19 protein-coding genes are annotated in these 20,194 nt (G+C 69.3%); 7 read left to right on the top strand and 12 right to left on the bottom strand.

Annotation, left to right across the window (positions count from 1 at the left end; all coding sequences use genetic code 11):
* Window positions 1-21 precede the first annotated feature (21 nt).
* Genes G531_RS0112620 through G531_RS22370 form a run of 7 tightly spaced genes read right to left on the bottom strand, consistent with a single transcriptional unit; the run spans window position 22 to window position 6,373 of the window.
* A complete protein-coding gene (locus G531_RS0112620) occupies window positions 22-447 on the bottom strand; it encodes a metal-sulfur cluster assembly factor (RefSeq protein WP_081684098.1) in 426 nt (141 codons plus the stop codon).
* The gene (gene sufU / locus G531_RS0112615) at window positions 447-920 is read right to left on the bottom strand and encodes a Fe-S cluster assembly sulfur transfer protein SufU (RefSeq protein WP_026927528.1); all 474 of its coding nucleotides are present in this window, start codon (window positions 918-920) and stop codon (window positions 447-449) included. The genes G531_RS0112620 and sufU overlap by 1 nt, the downstream gene beginning before the upstream one ends.
* An 8-nt stretch (window positions 921-928) precedes the next feature.
* Entirely contained in the window at window positions 929-2,185 is a 1,257-nt protein-coding gene (locus tag G531_RS0112610) for a cysteine desulfurase (RefSeq protein WP_035758820.1), read from the bottom strand.
* Window positions 2,186-2,187: 2 nt separating this feature from the next.
* Window positions 2,188-2,958, bottom strand: coding sequence for a Fe-S cluster assembly ATPase SufC (sufC, locus tag G531_RS0112605; protein WP_026927526.1), 771 nt, complete (start codon window positions 2,956-2,958; stop codon window positions 2,188-2,190).
* Window positions 2,959-2,960: 2 nt separating this feature from the next.
* The gene (gene sufD / locus G531_RS22375) at window positions 2,961-4,166 is read right to left on the bottom strand and encodes a Fe-S cluster assembly protein SufD (protein WP_051215442.1); all 1,206 of its coding nucleotides are present in this window, start codon (window positions 4,164-4,166) and stop codon (window positions 2,961-2,963) included.
* A 49-nt stretch (window positions 4,167-4,215) separates the two neighbouring features.
* Window positions 4,216-5,640, bottom strand: coding sequence for a Fe-S cluster assembly protein SufB (sufB, locus tag G531_RS0112595; protein WP_026927525.1), 1,425 nt, complete (start codon window positions 5,638-5,640; stop codon window positions 4,216-4,218).
* Window position 5,641: 1 nt separating this feature from the next.
* Window positions 5,642-6,373: a helix-turn-helix transcriptional regulator gene (locus G531_RS22370; protein WP_081684097.1), complete on the bottom strand. Its 732-nt coding sequence runs from the start codon at window positions 6,371-6,373 to the stop codon at window positions 5,642-5,644.
* Window positions 6,374-6,508: 135 nt separating this feature from the next.
* On the opposite strand from G531_RS22370, the gene G531_RS0112585 reads away from it, so the two are divergent.
* From G531_RS0112585 to pgl, 7 genes are all read left to right on the top strand, one after another.
* On the top strand, window positions 6,509-7,219 hold the full coding sequence (locus tag G531_RS0112585) for an ABC transporter ATP-binding protein (RefSeq protein ID WP_026927524.1): 711 nt from the start codon (window positions 6,509-6,511) through the stop codon (window positions 7,217-7,219).
* On the top strand, window positions 7,216-7,983 hold the full coding sequence (locus G531_RS0112580; protein ID WP_026927523.1) for an ABC transporter permease: 768 nt from the start codon (window positions 7,216-7,218) through the stop codon (window positions 7,981-7,983). Before G531_RS0112585 ends, G531_RS0112580 begins: the two co-directional genes overlap by 4 nt.
* Window positions 7,971-8,879 carry a COX15/CtaA family protein gene (locus G531_RS0112575; protein ID WP_026927522.1) on the top strand — a complete coding sequence of 303 codons (909 nt, stop codon included), beginning with the start codon at window positions 7,971-7,973 and terminating at the stop codon, window positions 8,877-8,879. The genes G531_RS0112580 and G531_RS0112575 overlap by 13 nt, the downstream gene beginning before the upstream one ends.
* 109 nt (window positions 8,880-8,988) lie before the next feature.
* Window positions 8,989-9,987: a heme o synthase gene (locus G531_RS0112570; RefSeq protein ID WP_026927521.1), complete on the top strand. Its 999-nt coding sequence runs from the start codon at window positions 8,989-8,991 to the stop codon at window positions 9,985-9,987.
* A 129-nt stretch (window positions 9,988-10,116) separates the two neighbouring features.
* Window positions 10,117-12,276, top strand: a complete 2,160-nt coding sequence (tkt, locus tag G531_RS0112565; protein ID WP_026927520.1) for a transketolase — start codon at window positions 10,117-10,119, stop codon at window positions 12,274-12,276.
* Between the two features lie 42 nt (window positions 12,277-12,318).
* Window positions 12,319-13,413: a transaldolase gene (gene tal, locus G531_RS0112560; RefSeq protein ID WP_026927519.1), complete on the top strand. Its 1,095-nt coding sequence runs from the start codon at window positions 12,319-12,321 to the stop codon at window positions 13,411-13,413.
* Window positions 13,414-13,481: 68 nt separating this feature from the next.
* Window positions 13,482-14,204, top strand: a complete 723-nt coding sequence (gene pgl / locus G531_RS0112555; RefSeq protein ID WP_245630493.1) for a 6-phosphogluconolactonase — start codon at window positions 13,482-13,484, stop codon at window positions 14,202-14,204.
* Window positions 14,205-14,290: 86 nt separating this feature from the next.
* Here pgl and G531_RS0112550 read toward each other — a convergent pair whose 3' ends face one another.
* The 5 genes from G531_RS0112550 to G531_RS0112530 form a co-directional block, all read right to left on the bottom strand.
* Window positions 14,291-14,647: an RNA polymerase-binding protein RbpA gene (locus tag G531_RS0112550; protein WP_081684096.1), complete on the bottom strand. Its 357-nt coding sequence runs from the start codon at window positions 14,645-14,647 to the stop codon at window positions 14,291-14,293.
* Window positions 14,648-14,731: 84 nt separating this feature from the next.
* Window positions 14,732-14,986: a preprotein translocase subunit SecG gene (gene secG / locus G531_RS0112545; protein WP_051215446.1), complete on the bottom strand. Its 255-nt coding sequence runs from the start codon at window positions 14,984-14,986 to the stop codon at window positions 14,732-14,734.
* Window positions 14,987-15,013: 27 nt separating this feature from the next.
* Entirely contained in the window at window positions 15,014-18,079 is a 3,066-nt protein-coding gene (locus tag G531_RS22365) for a hypothetical protein (protein WP_145978713.1), read from the bottom strand.
* 103 nt (window positions 18,080-18,182) lie between these two features.
* Window positions 18,183-18,968 (bottom strand): triose-phosphate isomerase, encoded by a 786-nt coding sequence (gene tpiA / locus G531_RS0112535; RefSeq protein WP_026927515.1) that lies wholly within the window; start codon window positions 18,966-18,968, stop codon window positions 18,183-18,185.
* Between the two features lie 4 nt (window positions 18,969-18,972).
* On the bottom strand, window positions 18,973-20,169 hold the full coding sequence (locus tag G531_RS0112530) for a phosphoglycerate kinase (protein WP_026927514.1): 1,197 nt from the start codon (window positions 20,167-20,169) through the stop codon (window positions 18,973-18,975).
* Between the last annotated feature and the right edge of the window lie 25 nt (window positions 20,170-20,194).

The raw sequence follows: 20,194 nt of genomic DNA, 5'->3' as shown, positions 1-20,194 counted from the left end.
GTTGTGCTGCGGGGGTGGGCGTCAGACGTTGAAGCCGATCGCCCGCAACTGCTCGCGCCCGTCGTCGGTAATCTTGGCCGGCGACCACGGCGGCATCCACACCCAGTTGATGGTGCTGCGGGTGACCAGGCCCTCCAACGCCGCCTCGGTCTGATCCTCGATCACGTCGGTCAGCGGGCAGGCCGCGCTGGTCAAGGTCATGTCGATGGTGACGCCGGCGTCGTCGTCCACGTGGATCCCGTAGACCAGGCCCAGATCGACCACATTGATCCCGAGTTCGGGGTCGACGACGTCCTTGAGCGCCTCGGTGAGTTGCTCCAGTTGGACCGCATCGGCAGCGGGGGTTTCGGGGGTGTCGCCGGCGGGAGCCGGCGTACCGAGCTCCTCGTCATCGGCGGGCAGGTCGTCGCGGACCAGGTCCGCCGGAGTCTGTTGCGTGGTTTCCATCACTTCTCCTGGGTCATGGTCGCGGTGGCGCCGCCGGGTTCGGCGGCGGTCTGATCGAGCGCCTCGCGCAGGGCCTCCCAGCCCAGCAGGGCGCACTTCACCCGGTTCACGAACTTGGCCACGCCGACGAAGGCGATGCCGTCCTCCAGGGTCTCCTCGTTGGGCTCCATCCGGCCCTTGGAGTGCATCATTTCGTGGAACTCGGCGTACCGCTCCCGGGCGTTCTCGACGCTCTTGCCGATCACCAGATCGGTCATCACCGAGGTCGCCGCCTGCGAGATCGAGCAGCCGACGCCGTCGTAGGACACGTCCTTGACAGTGTCGCCGTCGAGGGTGACCCGCAGCATCACTTCATCGCCGCATGACGGGTTCACCTGCACCACCTGGGCGTCGAAGGGTTCGCGCAGTCCGCTGTGATGCTTCTGCCGGTAGTGGTCCAGGATGATCTCCTGGTACATCTCCTCCACATCCATGGCCGGCCTCACTTTCCTCGGAAGAACTTGATGGTGTAACCGAGTGCGTCGATCAGCGCATCCACCTCACCGGTGGTGGTGTACAGATAGCCGGAGGCCCGGGTGGAGGACTGGATCCCCAGCCGCTCGTGCAGCGGGCGGGCGCAGTGATGGCCACCACGGACGGCCACCCCCTTGGCGTCCAGCATCTGCGAGACGTCGTGCGGGTGGATGTCGCCCAGATCGAAGGACACCGCGCCGCCACGGTCGACGACCTCGGTCGGCCCGAGGATCCGCAGCCCGTCGATGGTCTGCAGCCCCTGCAGCAGGTACGCGGTGATCTCCCGCTCGTGCTGCGCAATGGCCTCCATCCCGACCCCGGTCAGGTAGTCCACCGCGACCCCCAGCCCGATCGCCTGGGCGATCGGCGGGGTTCCGGCCTCGAAGCGGTGCGGCGGCTTGGCGTACGTCGAACCGGTCATCCGGACGATCTCGATCATCTCGCCACCGCCCAGGAACGGCGGCAGCGCGGCCAGCACATCATAGTTGCCCCACAGCACCCCCACGCCGGTCGGCCCGACCATCTTGTGTCCGGTGAAGGCAACCAGGTCGGCCCCGAGCGCGGCCATGTCGACCGGCATCTGCGGGACCCCCTGGGACGCGTCCACGACCACCTTCGCACCCACCGCGTGGGCCTGATCGGCGATCTGCCGCACCGGGTTGATGGTGCCGAGCACGTTCGAGACCAGGGTCAGCGTGACGATCCGGGTCTTCTCGTTGATCAGCCCGTCGCGTTCGGCGGCGGCCAGGTCCAGCCGGCCGTCCTCGGTGATGTCGAACCAGCGCAGGGTGGCCCCGGTCCGCTCGGCCAGCATCTGCCACGGCACGATGTTGGAGTGATGCTCCATCACGGTGGTGACGATCTCGTCGCCCGGCTTCAGGTCGGCACCGAGGGTGTGCGCGGTCAGGTTGAGCGCCTCGGAGGCGTTCTTGGTGAAGACGATCTCCTCGGGGCGGGCCGCGCCGACGAAGGTCGCCAGCTTCTGCCGGGCCCCCTCGAAGGCCTCGGTCGCCTCGGCCCCGAGCAGATGCATCGCCCGGGCCACGTTCGCATTGTGGTGGGTGTAGTGCTCGGTCAGCGCGTCGATGACGACCTGCGGCTTCTGCGAGGTGTTCGCCGAATCCAGGTAGACGATCGGCTTGCCGTTGACCTCACGACGCAGGATCGGGAAGTCGGCGCGCAGCGCCGCCACGTCGTAGCCGGCCGAGGTCTTGTCCGCTGCCAGAGTCACCGCGCACCCGCCTTCGCTGCCTTGACGTACTTGTCGTAGCCCTCGGCCTCGAGTTCGGCGGCCAGCTCCGGGCCGCCGTTGGCGACCAGGCGGCCGTCGACGAACACGTGGACGAAGTCGGGCTTGATGTAGTTCAGGATCCGCGTGTAGTGGGTGATCAGCAGGACGCCGCGGTTCCCCTGGGCCACGTACCGGTTGACGCCCTCGGAGACCACCCGCAGGGCGTCGATGTCGAGGCCGGAGTCGGTCTCGTCGAGGATCGCTACCTTCGGGTTCAGCAGTTCCAGTTGGGCGATCTCGTGTCGCTTCTTCTCCCCACCGGAGAAGCCCTCGTTGACCGAACGCTGCCCGAAGGTCGGGTCGAGGTCCATCTTGCCCATCGCCTCGTTGACCTGCTTGACCCAGGTCCGGATGCTCGGGGCCTTCCCGTCGATCGCGGTCTTCGCGGTCCGCAGGAAGTTCGCCACCGAGACGCCGGGCACCTCGACCGGATACTGCATCGCCAGGAACAGTCCGGCCTTGGCACGCTCGTCGACGCTCATCGCGAGCACGTCCCGACCGTCCAGGGTGACCGAGCCGGAATCCACGGTGTACTTCGGATGCCCGGCCAGGGTGTAGGCCAGCGTCGACTTGCCCGAACCGTTCGGGCCCATGATCGCGTGCACCTCACCGTCGTTGATGGTCAGGTTGACACCCTTGAGGATCTGCTTCGGGCCGGCGTCGGTCTGGACGGACACATGCAGGTCGGTGATCTCGAGCTTGGCCATGGTCAGTTCTCCTCGGTGTCGGGACCACGGTGGTCCAGGTTGGTGGGTGCGCCGATGGTGCGGGCGAGTTCGTCCTCGACGATCGCGATCAGGTGCGATTCGATCTCGGGTACGCCGATGCGGCGGATGATGTCGCTGAGGAAGCCGTAGACGACCAGGCGACGGGCCTCGACCTCATCGATGCCGCGCGACATGAGGTAGAACAACTGCTCATCGTCGAAGCGGCCGGTGGTCGAGGAGTGACCGGCGCCGGCGATCTCGCCGGTCTCGATCTCCAGGTTCGGTACCGAGTCGGCCCGGCAGCCGTCGGTCAGCACCAGGTTCTTGTTCGACTCGTAGGTGTCGATGTCGGTGGCGGCGGCCCGGATCAGCACATCGCCGATCCACACGGTGTGGGCCTTCTCCCCCTGCAGCGCGCCGCGGTAGTCGACCAGGCTCGTCGCCCGGGGCGTCCCGTGATCGACGAACAGGCGGTGCTCCAGGTGCTGGCCCGCGTCGGCGAAGTAGAGCCCGTGCTTGACCAGTTCGCCACCGGTGCTGGCGTAGTCAGTGGTCTCGGTCAGCCGGACCAGATCACCACCGAAGGTCGCGGTCACCGCGTTCACCTTCGCGTCGCGGCCGATCCGTACCGAGGTCTGCCCGGTGTGGACCGCGTCGTCGTCCCACAATTGCAGTTCGACCAGGCCGACCTGGGCACCGTCGCCGACCACGACCGAGGTGTACGCGGAGTAGGTCGCCGACCCGGTGTGTTCGAGCACGATCAGCGCCTTGGCGTGCGCCCCGACGGTGATCACGGTGCTGCCGTGGACGGTCTGCTCGGCCCCTTCCCCGTGCAGCCGGATGATCACCGGCTCGCTCAGTTCGGCGTTCGCCGGAATGTCGAGGTGCAGCGCCTCGGGAGCCCGGGCGGCGGCGAGCACCGCGAGCCGGTCCATCGGCGGGCGGCCGGCGAGCGTCCGGGCCTGCTCCCCGGTGACGATGCGCTCGGTGACCCCGGCCGGGACGCTCCCGGACCGGGTCAGCCGGGCCTCGCCGGCCGGAGCTTCGAGCAGCCCGCGCAGCCGGGCCAGCGGGGTGAACCGCCAGATTTCCTCGCGTCCGGTCGGGACCGGGAAATCGGTCACGTCCCAGGACGGTACGGCGTGCAGGTGGGACGCGATCTCGGTGCGCTCGCCGGGCACGAACGCAGGCGCGGTATCGGTGGACATCAATCCCTTTCAGAAAAACAGTGTGAGACGAGTGGAACGGGGCAGTCGGTCAGCCGACCGCGCCCTCCATCTGCAGTTCGATCAGCCGGTTCAGCTCCAGGGCGTACTCCATCGGGAGCTCCTTGGCGATCGGCTCGACGAAACCGCGCACGATCATCGCCATCGCCTCGTCCTCACCCAGGCCACGCGACATCAGGTAGAACAGCTGATCCTCCGAGACCTTCGAGACGGTCGCCTCGTGGGCCATCGACACGTCGTCCTCGCGGACATCGACGTAGGGGTAGGTGTCGGACCGGGAGATGGTGTCGACCAGCAGCGCGTCACACTTCACCGACGAGGCGGAGTGGTGCGCCCCCTCCTGGACCTCGACCAGGCCGCGGTAGGAGGACCGGCCACCGCCGCGGGCGACCGACTTGGACACGATCGAGCTGGAGGTGTGCGGCGCGCAGTGCACCATCTTCGAGCCGGCGTCCTGGTGCTGGCCGGCCCCGGCGAACGCGATCGACAGGGTCTCGCCCTTGGCGTGCTCGCCCATCAGGTAGACCGCCGGGTACTTCATGGTGACCTTCGAACCGATGTTGCCATCGATCCACTCCATGGTGGCGCCCTCCTCGCAGGTGGCGCGCTTGGTGACCAGGTTGTACACGTTGTTCGACCAGTTCTGGATCGTCGTGTAGCGGCAGCGGCCGCCCTTCTTCACGATGATCTCGACCACCGCGGAGTGCAGCGAGTCCGACTTGTAGATGGGCGCGGTGCAGCCCTCGACGTAGTGCACGTAGGCGCCCTCGTCGACGATGATCAGGGTCCGCTCGAACTGGCCCATGTTCTCGGTGTTGATCCGGAAGTACGCCTGCAGCGGGATCTCGACATGGACGCCCTTGGGGACGTAGATGAACGAGCCACCCGACCAGACCGCGGTGTTCAGCGCGGCGAACTTGTTGTCCCCGGCGGGGATCACGGTGCCGAAGTACTCCTCGAACAGCTCCGGGTGTTCCTTCAGCGCGGTGTCGGTGTCCAGGAACAGGACGCCCTGGCGCTCGAGCTCCTCGTTGATCTGGTGGTAGACCACCTCGGACTCGTACTGGGCGGCGACCCCGGCGACCAGACGGGCCTTCTCGGCCTCGGGGATGCCCAGCTTGTCGTAGGTGTTCTTGATGTCCTCGGGCAGGTCCTCCCAGGACGCCGCCTGCTTCTCGGTGGAGCGGACGAAGTATTTGATGTTGTCGAAGTCGATCTCGGAGAGGTCGGCGCCCCAGGTCGGCATCGGCTTGCGCCCGAACAGCTTGAGGCCCTTGAGCCGACGCTTCAGCATCCACTCCGGCTCGGACTTCAGCTCGGAGATGTTGGTCACCACCGCCTCGGACAGGCCACGCCGGGCGGCGGCGCCGGCATCGTCGGAGTCGTGCCAGCCGAACCGGTAGCTACCGAGGCCCTCCAGCTGATCATTGGTGCTGGTGTCGTCAATCTGGGTCATCTCAAGCCCCTTCTCGGTCTGTGGATTGTTCGGGGTATCGGACAGGAATATTGGGAATGAACGTGGTGCAGACGCCGTCGCCGTGGGCGATGGTCGCCAGCTGCTGCACGTGCGCATCGAGGAGTTCGCTGAACACCTTCGCCTCCGCCTCGCACAACTGGGGGAACCGCTCGGCCACGTGGGCGACCGGGCACTGGTTGAAACACAACTGGGTGCCGCTGCGCACCGGTTGGGTCGAGGCGACGTACCCGCTGCGCCGCAAGGCCTCGGCGAGCACCTCCGCGGTGTCCCGTTCGGGCGCTTCGGCGCGCAACCGACGGAAGTGCGGTTCGACCCGCTGGGCCCGCTCGGCGGCAAACGTGTCGACGGCACTGTCGCCGGCGGCTTTGGCGAGATAGCTGAGTGCCTGGACCGCCAACTCGTCATAGGCCTGCGGCAGTGACTCGCGGCCGGTGTCGGTCAGGGCGTACACCTTGGCGGGCCTGCCCCGGCCCCGGGAACCGTACACCCGCTGCTCCCGGGCGGCCACCCGCCCGGACTCGGTGAGACCGGCGAGGTGACGCCGGATCGCGGCCTGGGTCAGGTCCAACCGTTCGGCCAATTCCGCGGTGGTGGAGGGCCCGTGGTGCAGGATCGAATCGACGACCCGCTGCCGGGTCCCGCCTTCTTCGGTCGGGTCCACGACGGCAGGGTCGACCGGCTGTGGCCGGGTGGACTCCTGCGTTCTTTTCACAACACCATTGTTTCCAAAATCCCCGATATCGCAAATCGGCCTGTCAGCCCGGGAATGCTCAGGGGGTGGCGGGGGTCACACGAGTCGTTGCGGTCGCGCGGCGGGTTTCGGAAGATCCGATCGTAGAATGACCCGGTGCACGAACCAGCCCTTCTGGTCGACTCGGTCGGCCTGACCCGGGGCACGACCCGGATCCTCGACGGCCTCAGTCTGCAGGCCGGCGCCGGTGAGGTGACCGCGATCCTGGGTCCCAACGGAGCCGGCAAAACCACTTTGATCCGCTGCTGCACCGCGCTGCTGCGACCCGACACCGGCTCGATCGCCGTGCTCGGCGACACCGCCCGCGACGCGGTCGAGAGCGGCCGGGTCGGGGTCATGCCGCAGAGTGCCGGAGCCTGGTCGGGGGTGCGCCCGCTGGAACTGCTGCGCTACCTGGCCGGCCTGTACGCCCATCCGCTCGATGTCGACCAGCTCGCCGACCTGCTCGGCCTGCACCGCTTCGCCGGTACGCCGTACCGCCGCCTCTCGGGCGGGCAGAAGCAGGCGGTGAACCTGGCCGGAGCGCTGATCGGGCGCCCCGAACTGGTGTTCCTCGACGAACCGACCGCCGGGATGGACCCGCACGCCAAACACGCGGTCTGGACGCTGATCGGGCGACTGCGCAGCAGCGGGGTGAGCGTGGTGCTGACCACCCACGCGATGGACGAGGCCGCCGAACTGGCCGACCGGATCTGGATCGTCGACCACGGCCGGGCCCGGATCAACGGGACGGTCGCCGAACTGACCGCCGAGGCCAGCCTGGAGGACGTCTTCCTGGCCCATACCGATGCGGGGATGAATCTGTGAGTGCCGAGTTGGACTTCTCCCCCGCGCCGGGGGTTGCCCCCGCCGGGCAGCGGATCCGGCGTACCGGCCTGCTGGAGACCCGGCTGTTGCTGCGCAACGGCGAGCAGATCCTGCTGGCGCTGGTGATCCCGATCCTGGTGCTGCTCGGCGGTCATTTCCTCGGCCGCGGGCTGGGCCTGGAACTGCGGACCCTGGCGCCGTCGGTGCTGGCGATGGCGCTGCTGTCGACCAGCTTCACCTCGCTGGCGATCTCGACCGGCTTCGACCGGCGCTACGGCGTCCTGGAACGCCTGGCCGCCACCCCGCTCACCCGGACCGGACTGCTGCTGAGCAAGGCGCTGGCGGTCGGGTTGACCGTGGCGCTGCAGTTGGTGGTCCTGGTCGGCCTGGCGCTGATTCTCGGGTGGCGCCCGGCCACGGCACCACTGCCCTGGCTGATCGCGGTCCTGGCCGCGGCCCTGGCCGTCCTGGCGTTCGCCGCATGGGCGTTGCTGCTCGCCGGTACGCTGCGGGCGGAGGCCACCCTCGGGCTGGCCAACCTGATCTACCTGCTGCTCATCTCCGCCGGCGCGGTCATTCTGCCGCTGTCGGCGTACCCGGCCGCACTGCAGCCGGTCCTGGCCGGGCTGCCCAGCGCGGCCCTCGGCGAGGCCCTGCGCAATGCCGCCCTCGGTCAGGTCGCCGCCTGGCCGCTCGCCGTCCTCGCCGGCTGGGCGCTGGTCGGCATCTTGCTTGCACGAAAGGGATTCCGATGGATGCCGTGACCCAACCCCGACCCGCCGAACACCCGGCCCCCGTCGAGGGCGCGGACCGGGGCTGGTCCGCGCTGCGCGGCTGGGCGGTGGGCAGCCTGGCCGGGAACATGGCCCTGATCGTGACCGGCGCCCTGGTCCGGTTGACCAAGTCCGGGTTGGGCTGCCCGACCTGGCCCAAGTGCACCAATGACTCGCTGATTCCGCAGGGGATGGGTCTGCACGGGGTGATCGAGTTCGGCAACCGGACCCTCACCTTCGTGCTGGTCGCCCTGGCGATCGGCGCCTTCGTCGCCGCGGTGCGGGTCCGCGACCGCGGCCGCCCGCGCAGCGACATCCGCCAGTTGGCGTTCTGGGGCGCGATGGGGGTGCCGCTGCAGGCGGTGCTCGGCGGGATCACCGTGCTCACCCAGTTGAACCCGTTCGTGGTCGCCTCCCATCTGCTGGTCTCGGTGGCGATGATCGTGGTCCTGGTGGCGCTGGTGCGCCGGGCGTACCGCCGGACCGCCGTCCCGGTCCCGCCGACCGGGTACGCCCTGACCCTGGCCGCGTTCGTGGTGAGCATGCTGGCCATGGTGCTGGGCACGATGGTGACCGGCGCCGCACCGCACAGTGGCGACGCGAACGTGGTGGCCCGCAACGGCCTGCTGCTGGAGGGGATCGCCAAGGCCCATGCCTGGACGGTGTGGCTGCTGCTGATCCTGCTGGCGCTGGTGATCTGGAAGGCCCGGACCACGCAGGCGATCTGGCTCGCGGTGGCCACCCTGGCGCAGGGCCTGGTCGGCTACCTGCAGTACTTCAACGGCCTGCCGGCCTGGATCATCATGCTGCACATGATCGGCGTTTCGGTGATCGCCGCCCTGGCGGCAAACATGCTGTTCGCGGTCCGGCGAGTGAGCCTGCGGTAGCCCGCGGACGGATCGACCACCATCGGGTGACTTTGGCGTAAACTGCCCGGGAATCCGATCGGACGGAGGTCGATCAGCCGACCACGCCCGAACGAGCGAATGAGGTTCCGTGTCCCGAATTGAAGTCCAGCCCCAGGCGTCCGCGTCGACCCCGGAGGTGGCTCCCCCACCGGTTGTCCGGCAGGTCGTCGAGCCGGCGTCGGTCGAGTCGACCCCGCGGGCCGGCTGGTTGGACGTGGTTCGGGCGTACGTGGGGCTGACCAAGCCGCGGGTGATCGAGCTGCTGCTGGTGACCACCCTCCCGGCGATGTTCCTCGCCGCGCGCGGGCTGCCGGACCTGGGCCTGGTGGTGGCGACGCTGGTCGCCGGTGGGCTCGGCTCGGCCTCAGCGAACACGTTCAACTGTGTTCTGGACCGCGACATCGACGAGAAGATGCGCCGGACCCGCCGCCGGGCGATCCCGCGGCACAAGGTGAGCCCGCTGGCGGGCACGATCTTCGGCTTCGTGCTGGCGATCGTCTCGACGGCGGTCTTCCTGATCTGGGTCAACCCGCTCTCGGCGATCCTGACCCTGGCGGCGAACGCGTACTACGTGTTCATCTACACGATGTGGCTCAAGCGCCGGCAGTCGCAGAACATCGTCTGGGGCGGTATCGCGGGTTGCTTCCCGCCCCTGATCGGGTGGACCGCGGTCACCGGTTCGGTGGACTGGCCGCCGCTGATCATGTTCGCGATCGTGTTCTTCTGGACCCCGCCGCACACCTGGGCGCTGGCCTTCCGCTACCGCGAGGACTACGCGAATGCCGGCGTCCCGATGCTGCCGGTGGTGATGGAGGCGCCGCGGGTGGCGGTGCGGATCCTGATCTACACCGTGCTCACGGTGATCACCTCGCTGCTGCTGTGGCCGGTCGCCCATACCGGGTGGCTGTACGCCGGGGTGGCGATCGTCGGCGGGATCTGGTTCCTGATCGAGGCGGTGGGCCTGCTGCGCCGCGCCCGGGCCGGGCTGCGGGACGCCGAACTGCGCCCGATGCGGCTGTTCCACTTCTCCAACTCCTACCTCGCGATCCTCTTCCTCGCGATGGCGATCGACCCGATTCTGTTCTGACCCTGCGCGGGGCCGTGGCAACTATTGGCAGGCGGTGGCACCGGCACAGTCGCGAGTGAGTAGGCTCGAACCAGCCGGACCGGACATTGTTCGTCGGTCCCGAGCCTCTCGCGAACGGAAGGACCGTAGATGACTGATTCCGCCTCCCCGCTGGAATGGACCGAACTGGATTCCCAAGCAGTGGACACCGCCCGGCTGCTGGCCGCCGATGCGGTGCAGAAGGTCGGCAACGGTCACCCCGGGACCGCGATGAGCCTCGCACCGGCGGCGTACCTGCTCTTCCAGAAGGTCATGCGACACAACCCGGCCAACCCGCACTGGGTCGATCGCGATCGCTTCGTGCTCTCCTGCGGACACTCCTCGCTGACGCTGTACTGCCAGCTCTACCTCGGCGGGTTCGGCCTCGAACTCGATGACCTCAAGGCGCTGCGCACCTACGGCTCGCAGACCCCGGGGCACCCCGAGTACGGCCTGACCCCGGGCGTGGAGACCTCCACCGGCCCGCTGGGTCAGGGCATCGGCAACGCCGTCGGGATGGCGATGGCCGCCCGCCGCGAGCGGGGTCTGTTCGATCCCGAGGCGCCGGCCGGCGAGTCGGTCTTCGATCACCGGGTGTACGCCCTGGCCTCCGACGGTGACCTCGAAGAGGGCGTCTCCGGCGAGGCCTCCTCGCTGGCGGGAACCCAGCAGCTGGGCAACCTCACCCTGATCTGGGACGACAACCGGATCTCGATCGAGGACGACACCAACATCGCCTTCAACGAGGACGTCCCCGGCCGGTACGCGGCGTACGGCTGGCACGTCCAGACCGTGGACTGGGTGAACAACGGCGACTACCACGAGGACGTCCAGGCGCTGTACGCCGCGCTGCAGGAGGCCCACCGGGTCACTGACAAGCCGAGCTTCATCCGGCTGCGCACGATCATCGGCTGGCCCGCCCCGACCCTGCAGGGCACCGGTAAGGCGCACGGTGCCGCACTGGGTGAGGAGGAGGTCGCCGCGACCAAGAAGATCCTCGGGTTCGATCCGGCGCAGACCTTCCAGGTCGCCGACGCGGTGATCGCCCACACCCGCGGTCTGGTCGAGCGCGGCAAAGCCCTGGAGGCGGCCTGGTCGGAGCGCTACGACGCCTGGCGCGCCGCCAATCCGGACAATGCGGCTCTGTTCGACCGGCTCCAGAAGCGGGAACTGCCTGCGGGCTGGGACGCCGATCTGCCGGTCTTCGAGGCCGACGCCAAGGGGGTCGCCACCCGCGCCGCCAGCGGCAACTTCCTCACCGCCGCCGCGCCGAAGCTCCCCGAACTGTGGGGCGGCTCGGCCGACCTGGCCGGCTCGAACAACACCACCCCGAAGGGCGAACCGAGCTTCCTGCCCGAGGACCGCCAGTCGAAGATGTTCACCGGCAGCGAGTTCGGCCGCGTGCTGCACTTCGGCATCCGCGAGCACGGCATGGGCGCGATCATGAACGGGATCACCGTGCACGGCCCCACCCGGGTGTACGGCGGCACCTTCCTGGTGTTCTCCGACTACATGCGGGCCTCGGTGCGGCTGGCGGCGCTGATGGAGATTCCGGTCACCTACGTGTGGACCCATGACTCCATCGGTGTCGGCGAGGACGGACCGACCCACCAGCCGATCGAGCATGTCTCGGCCCTGCGCGCCATCCCCGGCCTCGACGTGATCCGCCCCGGTGACGCGAACGAGACAGTGGCCGCCTGGAAGGCCCTGCTGGCGCACACCGACCGGCCCGCGGCCCTGGCCCTGACCCGGCAGAACATCCCGACCTTCCCGCGCGGCACCGACGGCTTCGCCTCCGTCGACGGGGTCGCCAAGGGCGGCTACATCCTCAAGGACGCCGAGGGCACCCCCGACGTGGTCCTGATCGCCACCGGCTCGGAGGTCCAGTACGCCGTCGAGGCCCAGGCACAGCTCGCCACCGAGGGCATCGCGGCCCGGGTGGTCTCGATGCCGTGCCGGGAATGGTTCGACGAGCAGGACGACGCGTACCGCACCTCGGTCATCCCGCCCCAGGTGAAGGCCCGGGTCAGCGTCGAGGCCGGGATCGCGATGAGCTGGTACGACCTGCTCGGCGAAGCCGGACGCCCGGTCGCGATCGACCACTACGGGGCGTCGGCCAAGGGCGCCGACCTCTTCACGAAGTTCGGCTTCAGCACCGCGGCGGTCGTCGCCGCGGCGAAGGAATCGATCGCGGCGGCCAACGGCGAACTGGCCCCCACCCTCCCCCGCGCGGCGCACGGCCCCGTCGGCCCGGCCGTCCGCCCCCACTGAGCTGCCCCTTTCCGGACAACTGAACCTTCGAAAGTAGGAATCATGGAACAGCGACTCCGCGCTCTGGCTGACGCCGGAGTGTCCATCTGGCTCGACGACCTCTCCCGCGACCGGATCAACTCCGGCAACCTGGCCGACCTGATCGAGAACTACTCGGTCGTCGGCGTGACCACCAACCCGACCATCTTCGCCGCGGCGCTGAAGAACGGTCAGGCCTATTCCGAGCAGATCGGCCGGCTCAAGGCCGAGGGCCTGGACGTGGCCGCGGTGATCAAGGAATTGACCACCGACGATGTCCGCAACGCCTGCGACGTGTTCGACAGCGTGGCGGCCGAGACCGAGGGCGAGGACGGCCGGGTCTCGATCGAGGTCGACCCCGACCTGGCCCGCGACACCGACGCCACCATCGCCCAGGCGAAGTTCCTGGCCGAGAAGGTCGATCGGGCCAATGTGTTCATCAAGATCCCGGCGACCCGGGAGGGCCTGCCGGCGATCACTGCGGTGATCGGGGCCGGGATCAGCGTGAACGTGACCCTGATCTTCTCCCTGCAGCGCTACCAGGAGGTCATCGACGCCTACCTGGCCGGGCTGGAGCAGGCCAAGGCGGCCGGCCTGGACCTGGCGAAGATCCGTTCGGTCGCGTCCTTCTTCGTCTCCCGGGTGGACACCGAGGTCGACAAGCGGCTGGAGGGCACCAAGTACGAACACCTCCGGGGCAAGGCGGCCGTCGCGAACGCCCGGCTGGCCTACGAGATGCACCTGAACGCGGTGGAGACCGAGCGGTACCAGGCCCTGCTGGGGGCCGGCGCGAACGTCCAGCGGCCGCTGTGGGCCTCCACCGGGGTGAAGAATCCGACCTACCCGGACACGCTGTACGTGACCGAACTGGTCGCCCAGGACACCGTGAACACCATGCCGGAGAAGACCATGAAGGCCTTCGCCGACCACGGCGCCACCCGCGGGGACCAGATCACCCCGAACCTGGCCGACGCCCGCGCCGTGATGGCCGATCTGAAGACCGCCGGGATCGACATGGACGATGTCGTCCAGGTGCTCGAGGACGAGGGGGTGGACAAGTTCGTGGTCTCCTGGAACGAACTGGTCGACACCGTCGAGAAGGCACTCGAACAGGCCTGAGCGGCCTGCTTCCCAACACCGGGTCGGCCCGCGTCCTGCGGGCCGGCCCGCCTAGTCCCAGGAGAATTGTGAGCGAGAAGGTGCTCAGATATCCCGATCCCGACGCGGTGGCCGAGGCGGCCGCGGAGAAGCTGGTCGATCGGATCGCCAAGCTCCAGCAGGATCCGGACCGGGTGGTGCAGTTGTGCCTCACCGGCGGCCGGATCGCGAACCGGCTCTACATCAAACTGGCGCAGCACGCCGGCCGGATGGACTCCGGCCGGGTGGAGTTCTGGTGGGGTGACGAACGCTTCGTCCCCACCGACGACCCCGACCGCAATGCGGGCCAGACGTTGGTGGCGCTGGGCGGGTCGGTGACCTTCAACCCGGCGCTGGTGCATCCGATGCCGGCCGCGGACGGTGCCCCCGAATCGCTCAACCTGCTTGCCTCGGCGACCGCGTACGCCGAGGAGCTCGGCGATACGGTCTTCGACATCTGTCTGCTCGGGATCGGGCCCGACGGCCACGTCGCCTCGATCTTCCCCGATCATCCGTCGTTCGAGCAGTCCTCGACCCAGCGGGTGATCGGCGTACGCAACTCGCCGAAGCCGCCCCCGGAGCGGATCAGCCTGACCCTCCCGGTGCTGAACGAGTCGTCCGAGGTGTGGTTCGTGGCCGCGGGGGCCGAGAAGGCCGACGCCGTGGCCCGCTCGGTGGCCGCCGATCCGAGTGTGCCGGCCGGTGTGGTCCGGGGCCGGAACCAGACCCGGTGGTGGGTCGACATCGAGGCGGCCGCCCAGCTGCCCGACTGAGCCCGCAGCCGAGTCCTCGAACAGCGACAGGCCCGCCCGGAATGATCCGGACGGGCCTGTGGTGGCTTCGGGGGTGCGGCCGACGCTCAGTAGATGACGTCGCCGCGGGCGCGGCGGGCCCGGAGCGCATCGAGCGCCTCGGAGAGGATGTCGGCTGCCTCGGCGTCGCTGCGCCGTTCCTTCACGTACGCCAGGTGCGTCTTGTACGGCGTGGTCCGCGGGGGCGGCGGCGGGTTGCTGGAGTCGGTGTTGGCCGGCAGGCCGCAGCGGGGGCAGTCCCAGGACTCGGGCACCTGCACGTCGGCGGCGAATGCGGGCGTGGTCTCGTGGCCGTTGGCGCAGAAGTACGAGACGTACAGCCGGGGGGCGACATCACCGCGCTCGGCCTCGCCCATCGGTCCGGCACCTACGCGCGAGCCACGGATGGCGCTACCACCTGCCATTTTTCTCCTAGTGTGAAGGGGCCCGATCGGGCACGAGGGACGCGTGCCCCGGGTCTGCGGGCACGGTTTGGAACTGGGTTGTACTCAGACCGCGTTGGGGTAGTAGCGATACAGCAGCAGCAGCCCGATAATGGCCAGGACCCAGAGCACCCCGATGATCGTGGTGATCCGGTCCAGGTTGCGTTCGGCAATCGAGGTGCCGCCGAGCGAGGTTGACATGCCGCCACCGAACAGATCGGACAGACCGCCGCCGCGGCCCTTGTGCAACAGGATCATCAGGGCCAGAATCACACTGAGGACGACCACTACGATCGACACCGTCAGCACCGGCCAGCTCATCATGGGCACAAGAATCACGGCGCAACTTTAACCCTGCACTCCCGCAGAACCAAACGCGCCGGGCCCGCTGTGACGGGCGTTTTCTCCCTTCCGGCCGCGGGCCGCGCCCCGCCGATTTCCGGTCCGGCCCACCGCCAGCGCGGCGCCGAGAATCAGCAGCCCGGCACCGGTTCCCACCAGCCAGGTCGGCAGCGCCGACGGAATCCCCAGGTGCACGGTCAGCCCGAGGATCCGGGACAGCCCCAGCGGCAGGATCGCCATCTCGTCGTTGAGCGTGGTCAGGCCCCGTTCCAGGCCGACGGCGGCCAGCAGCGCCCCGACCAGGGCCACCGGTAGCCCGAAGCCGCCCAGGATCGCCCCGATCCCCTGCCGGACCCGGAGCCCGTACGCCGTGTGCAGCCCGGCCACGATGGCGTACAGCCACCACGCGACCAGGGCCGTGGCGAGGGTGACGTAGCTGCTGCGGACGGTGTCGGCGGTGAACAGGCGCAGCCAGTAGCCGCCGGGGCCGCGCCAGGCGAGGGCGCCGAGGAAGAACAGTGCGCCGAGCAGCCAGGACCCGCCCAGGGCGCTCCACAGCGCGTGCGGGTCCGCCCCGGTCCGGGCGACCAGCAGCCGCGGGACGAGCGCGGTGCAGCCGAGGAAGCCGAGACTGACCACCAGGTACCACGGCGACGCCGCGGCGCTGAACACGAGTTGGCTGCCGATCGCGAGCACCGCCGGGACCGCCCAGGTGGCGATCCGCTCGGCCCGGCCCGGTGCCGGTCCGGCGACCCGCCACGGAGTGAACGCGCCGCGGCGCAGCGACGGCACCACGAGCAGCGCGCCGATGCCCAGCGCGAGCAGGGCCACCGCCGCGAACCGGGCCGGTGGGGTCCGCTCGAGGTGGGTCAGCCCGATGTCGGCAGCGAAGAAGTTGTACGGCGGCAGATCCAGGTTGCCGCCCCAGCGGGCTTCGTGGGCGGCGACCGCGGCCCGGTAGGCCGGGACGGCGTCCTGCCAGGCCCGCTGGGCGGCCGGGGAGCCGGTGTCCAGCCATTCGTAGTGGCGCAGGAACAGCACCCGCCAGGTCTGCAGCGTACGGAGCAGATCCACCTCGTAGTCCAGCGCGGCGGCGAGCCGGTCGTGGTCGGCCGGGTCGGTGAAGGTGGCCCGGTCCGCCCGGGCGTACGCCGCCCGCATCCGTTCGGCGGTCGTGACGGCCCCCTCCCCCGCCGCGATCGCCTCGTCCACCCGCCCGCGGGAGCCGACATAGACCGCCGACAGGGCCGCGGCGTCCCCGGAGACGATGTCCCATTTGAAGATCCACATCATCGGCGGGGGTTCCAGGCCGAGGGCGAAGACCTGCTTCTCGGCGTACGGGCGCAGATAGAGCCCGTCCAGGATCGCGGCGCGGGAATCGTGCAGCACCGACCCGATCGCGGCCACGGTCGCGGGGTCGTGGGAATAGCTGCGGTGGATCCAGTCGCTACTGGCCCGGCCCAGGTCGGTGTCCGGGTCCCAGGCCAGCCGGGCGGCGGTGTAGACGTTGTGGTCGTACAGCTTCCAGTTGCCGTCCTTCAGGTACAGCGACATCGGCCCGGCGCGCCACGGCCCGCCGTCCTGGGTCCACAGCCACAACCCGTCGATGTGCGGGTTCGCGGCCCCCAGTTCCCGCAGCGCCTGCTGATGCGCGGGGCCCATGTCGTCGGGGACGGCGCTGAAGGTCTCGAACTCCCGGCGGCCCTGCATTTCGATCAGGCGGCGCTGCTGCCCCACCCGCAGGGTCGGGTTCAGCGGCAGCCAGGAGTCGAAGTCCCCGCTCACGAACTTCGTCGAGACGACCAGATTGTCCCGCTGGAAGTCCCCGAGCAGGCGCTGATAGGTCGCGGGGTTGGTGTGCATGTCACCGATGTCGCCGACCCCGACCGACCAGGTGCGGAAGTAGATGGTCGCCCCGTGTTCGGCGGCGACCCCGGTGAAGGTGTCCAGCATGGTGCGGACGCCGGCCGCGTCGGTGACCGCGAGCCGGGAGAAGTAGTCCCAGCCGGGGTGGTTGTAGATCGAGCCGCCCTCCCCGATCCGGATCATGAACCCGTCCACCCAGTCGAAGTCGGCGAAGAATTCGTCGAGCCCGGCCCGGTAGACCGCCCATAACCTTGGGTCGCTCGGATTCATCCCGGTCTCCCGCTCCAGGTACGCCTGCAGCGGCCCGGTCAGTGCCAACATGTCGGACTTGAACACCACCCGTAGGCCCATCTCGTGGGCGTAGCGCCACATCGCCCCGACCCGGTGCTTCATCGCGTTGTGCCGGGCCCGGTACGGGCTGTCGGCGGGGTAGATCTGCTGCCCGTCGCCGAGTCGGTCGAAGTTGACGTACTCCAGGAAGCCGCCGATCACCACCCCGTTGTAGCCGTAGGCAACCACGTGGTCGATGTAGTCGCGCCACTCGGCGTCGACCCGGGCCAGGGCGGCCTCGTCGACATAGGGGGCTTCGGCCAGCACCACGTCCTCCAGCGCCCCGGAGGCGTGCTGGTAGTCCTGCTGCAGGCGGTAGGCGGCCGGGTCCGGGCGTACGCCGACCGCGCCGGTGTCGACGAACCGGTCGGCCAGCGCCGGGCGGACCACCCCCGCGGTGCCGAGCGCCGACCACGGATGCCCCGCGGCGAGTTGATCGGCGATCCGGAACAGGCCGTTGCCGGCGCCGAGTTCGCTGCCGGTCACGGTGATCCGGTCCCCGGTGACCGCGACGGCGTACCCCTCGTCGTCGGCCGCCGCGTCGGTGAACCGCACCGAGACGGTGACCGGGGCCCGGGCCGGGTCCGGCGTACGCCCGGCGACGGCCTGCCGCACGAGCCGGTCGGCCAGAGTGAGCCGGGGGCGGGCGATCAGGCTCTCCGGCAGTTCCACCCCGGCCAGCGGAGCCAGCGGGGTGACTTCGAGCGCGTCGGTGACCGTCGGCTGCTCGGCGGGCACCTGTTTGTCGACGAACCGGACCGCCAGCGCGTTGCTGAGTGCCCCGGCGATCAGTTGCCCGACGACCAGGCCGAGCACCACCACTGCCGCGCCACCGGCGATCCATCGACCGTCGGACCTGCTGAGGAATCGCCGCATGGGCTGATTCTGCCAACCGGCTCCGACAGAAATTCGTCCGGGGAGCACACAGGGGCGCCCGATTTCTCGGGCGCCCCTGTGCGGTTGGTGCGGGTCGGACGGGTCAGGCGTCCTGATAGAAGCGGACGATGCTGGAGAAGTCCTCGTACTTCAGGCTGGCCCCGCCGACCAGGGCCCCGTCGATGTCGGGCTGGGCCATGATCTCGCCCACGTTGCTGCCCTTGACCGAGCCGCCGTACTGGATCCGCAGCGCGTTGGCGATGTCCAGGTGGAACGCCTCGGCGATGAACTGCCGGATCGCGCCACACACCTCCTGGGCGTCCTCGGGGGTCGCCACCTCGCCGGTGCCGATCGCCCACACCGGTTCGTACGCGATCACCACCTTGGCCAGATCCTCGTTGATGATCCCCTGCAGGCTGCCGGCGACCTGTTCCAGGGTGTACTCGACGTGCCGGCCCTCCTTGCGGACGTCCAGACCTTCGCCGACACACACGATCGGGGTGAGACCGTTCGCCAGCGCCTTCTGCGCCTTCGCCAGCACGATCTCGTTGGTCTCGGCATGGTATTGCCGGCGCTCGGAGTGACCGACGACCACATAGCTGCAGCCCAGCTTGGTCAGCATGGTCGCCGACACCTCACCGGTGTAGGCGCCGTCGTCATGCTGCGACACGTCCTGGGCGCCCCATTTCAGCGGCAGCCGGTCGCCCTCGACCAGCGACTGGACGGTACGCAGGGCGGTGAACGGCGGGATCACCACGGCCTCGGCCTTCGCCGGGTCGAAACGATGGTCCTTGAGGTCCCAGGCCAGCTTCTGCACCAACACGGTCGCCTCGGCGTGGTCGAGGTTCATCTTCCAGTTGCCGGCCAGGATCGGCATGCGTTCGGTCATCGGCTCACTTTCCTTCCAGGACGGCCAGGCCGGGCAGTTCCTTGCCCTCGAGGTACTCCAGCGAGGCGCCGCCGCCGGTGGAGATGTGACCGAAGTCGGCGTCGGTGAAGCCCATCGAGCGGACCGCGGAGGCGGAGTCCCCGCCGCCGACCACCGACAGCCCCTGCACCTTGGTCAGCGCCTCGGCGACGGCCTTGGTGCCGCCGGCGAAGGCGGCCATCTCGAACACGCCCATCGGGCCGTTCCAGAACACGGTGTGCGCCCCGGCCACGATCTCGGCGAACGCCTTGGCCGTGTCCGGGCCGATGTCCATGCCCATCTGGTCGGCCGGGATCTGATCGGCGGCCACCACGGTCGGGGTCGCGTCGGCGGCGAACTCGGGGGCCACGATGATGTCGGTGGGCAGCACGATCTGCTTGCCCAGCTTCTCCGCCTCGGCGAGGTAGCCGCGGCAGGCGTCCACCTGGTCGGCCTCCAGCAGCGACTTGCCGACCTCCAGCCCCTGCGCCTTGAGGAAGGTGAACAGCATGCCGCCACCGATGACCAGGGTGTCGGCCTTCTGCAGCAGGTTGTCGATCACCTTGAGCTTGTCGGAGACCTTCGCGCCGCCCAGCACCACCACGTACGGGGACTTCGTCTCGGTGGTGAGCTGCTTGAGGACCTGCACTTCCTTCTCCACCAGCAGCCCGGCCGCGTTCGGAAGCAGCTTGGCGACGTCGTAGACCGAGGCCTGCTTGCGGTGCACCACACCGAAGCCGTCGGAGATGAACACGTCGGCGCCGAGAGCGGCGTACTTCTGCGCGAGCTCGGTGCGCTCGGCCTCGTCCTTGGACTCCTCGGCGGGCTCGAACCGGACGTTCTCACACATCATCAGCTCGCCCGGCTGCAGCGCGGCGGCCAGGGCCCGGGCGGACTCGCCCACCACGTCGTCGGCCAGCTTCACCTCGGTGCCGAGCTCGGCGCCCAGCAGCTTCGCGGCGGGGGCCAGGGAGAACTCCGGCTTGACCTGGCCCTTGGGCCGGCCGAGGTGGGCCAGCACGATCACGGCCGCGCCGGCGTCGCGGAGCTGGGTGAGGGTGGGGACCGAGGACTTGATGCGCAGGTCGTCGGTGACGACCCCATCCTTGAGCGGGACGTTCAGGTCACAGCGGATCAGGACCTTCTTGCCCTGGAGATCGCCGAGATCGGAGATGGACTTCACGGTGCAGCCTTCCTGTGTGGGGTTG

It is taken from the genome of Granulicoccus phenolivorans DSM 17626 = NBRC 107789 = JCM 15570, assembly GCF_000423085.1.
GTDB classification, from domain to species: Bacteria; Actinomycetota; Actinomycetes; order Propionibacteriales; family Propionibacteriaceae; genus Granulicoccus; species Granulicoccus phenolivorans.
Note: the sequence above shows the minus strand (reverse complement) of the source record. Positions and strands in the feature narration are given on the sequence as shown.

Coding starts and splice junctions, on each gene's coding strand:
- sufB (WP_026927525.1), bottom strand. CDS start 5,640: ATGACCCAGATTGACGACACCAGCACCAATGATCAGCTGGAGGGCCTC.
- tal (WP_026927519.1), top strand. CDS start 12,319: ATGGAACAGCGACTCCGCGCTCTGGCTGACGCCGGAGTGTCCATCTGG.
- G531_RS0112550 (WP_081684096.1), bottom strand. CDS start 14,647: ATGGCAGGTGGTAGCGCCATCCGTGGCTCGCGCGTAGGTGCCGGACCG.
- sufC (WP_026927526.1), bottom strand. CDS start 2,958: ATGGCCAAGCTCGAGATCACCGACCTGCATGTGTCCGTCCAGACCGAC.
- G531_RS22365 (WP_145978713.1), bottom strand. CDS start 18,079: ATGCGGCGATTCCTCAGCAGGTCCGACGGTCGATGGATCGCCGGTGGC.
- secG (WP_051215446.1), bottom strand. CDS start 14,986: ATGAGCTGGCCGGTGCTGACGGTGTCGATCGTAGTGGTCGTCCTCAGT.
- G531_RS0112620 (WP_081684098.1), bottom strand. CDS start 447: ATGGAAACCACGCAACAGACTCCGGCGGACCTGGTCCGCGACGACCTG.
- G531_RS0112575 (WP_026927522.1), top strand. CDS start 7,971: ATGGATGCCGTGACCCAACCCCGACCCGCCGAACACCCGGCCCCCGTC.
- tkt (WP_026927520.1), top strand. CDS start 10,117: ATGACTGATTCCGCCTCCCCGCTGGAATGGACCGAACTGGATTCCCAA.
- sufD (WP_051215442.1), bottom strand. CDS start 4,166: ATGTCCACCGATACCGCGCCTGCGTTCGTGCCCGGCGAGCGCACCGAG.
- tpiA (WP_026927515.1), bottom strand. CDS start 18,968: ATGACCGAACGCATGCCGATCCTGGCCGGCAACTGGAAGATGAACCTC.
- sufU (WP_026927528.1), bottom strand. CDS start 920: ATGGATGTGGAGGAGATGTACCAGGAGATCATCCTGGACCACTACCGG.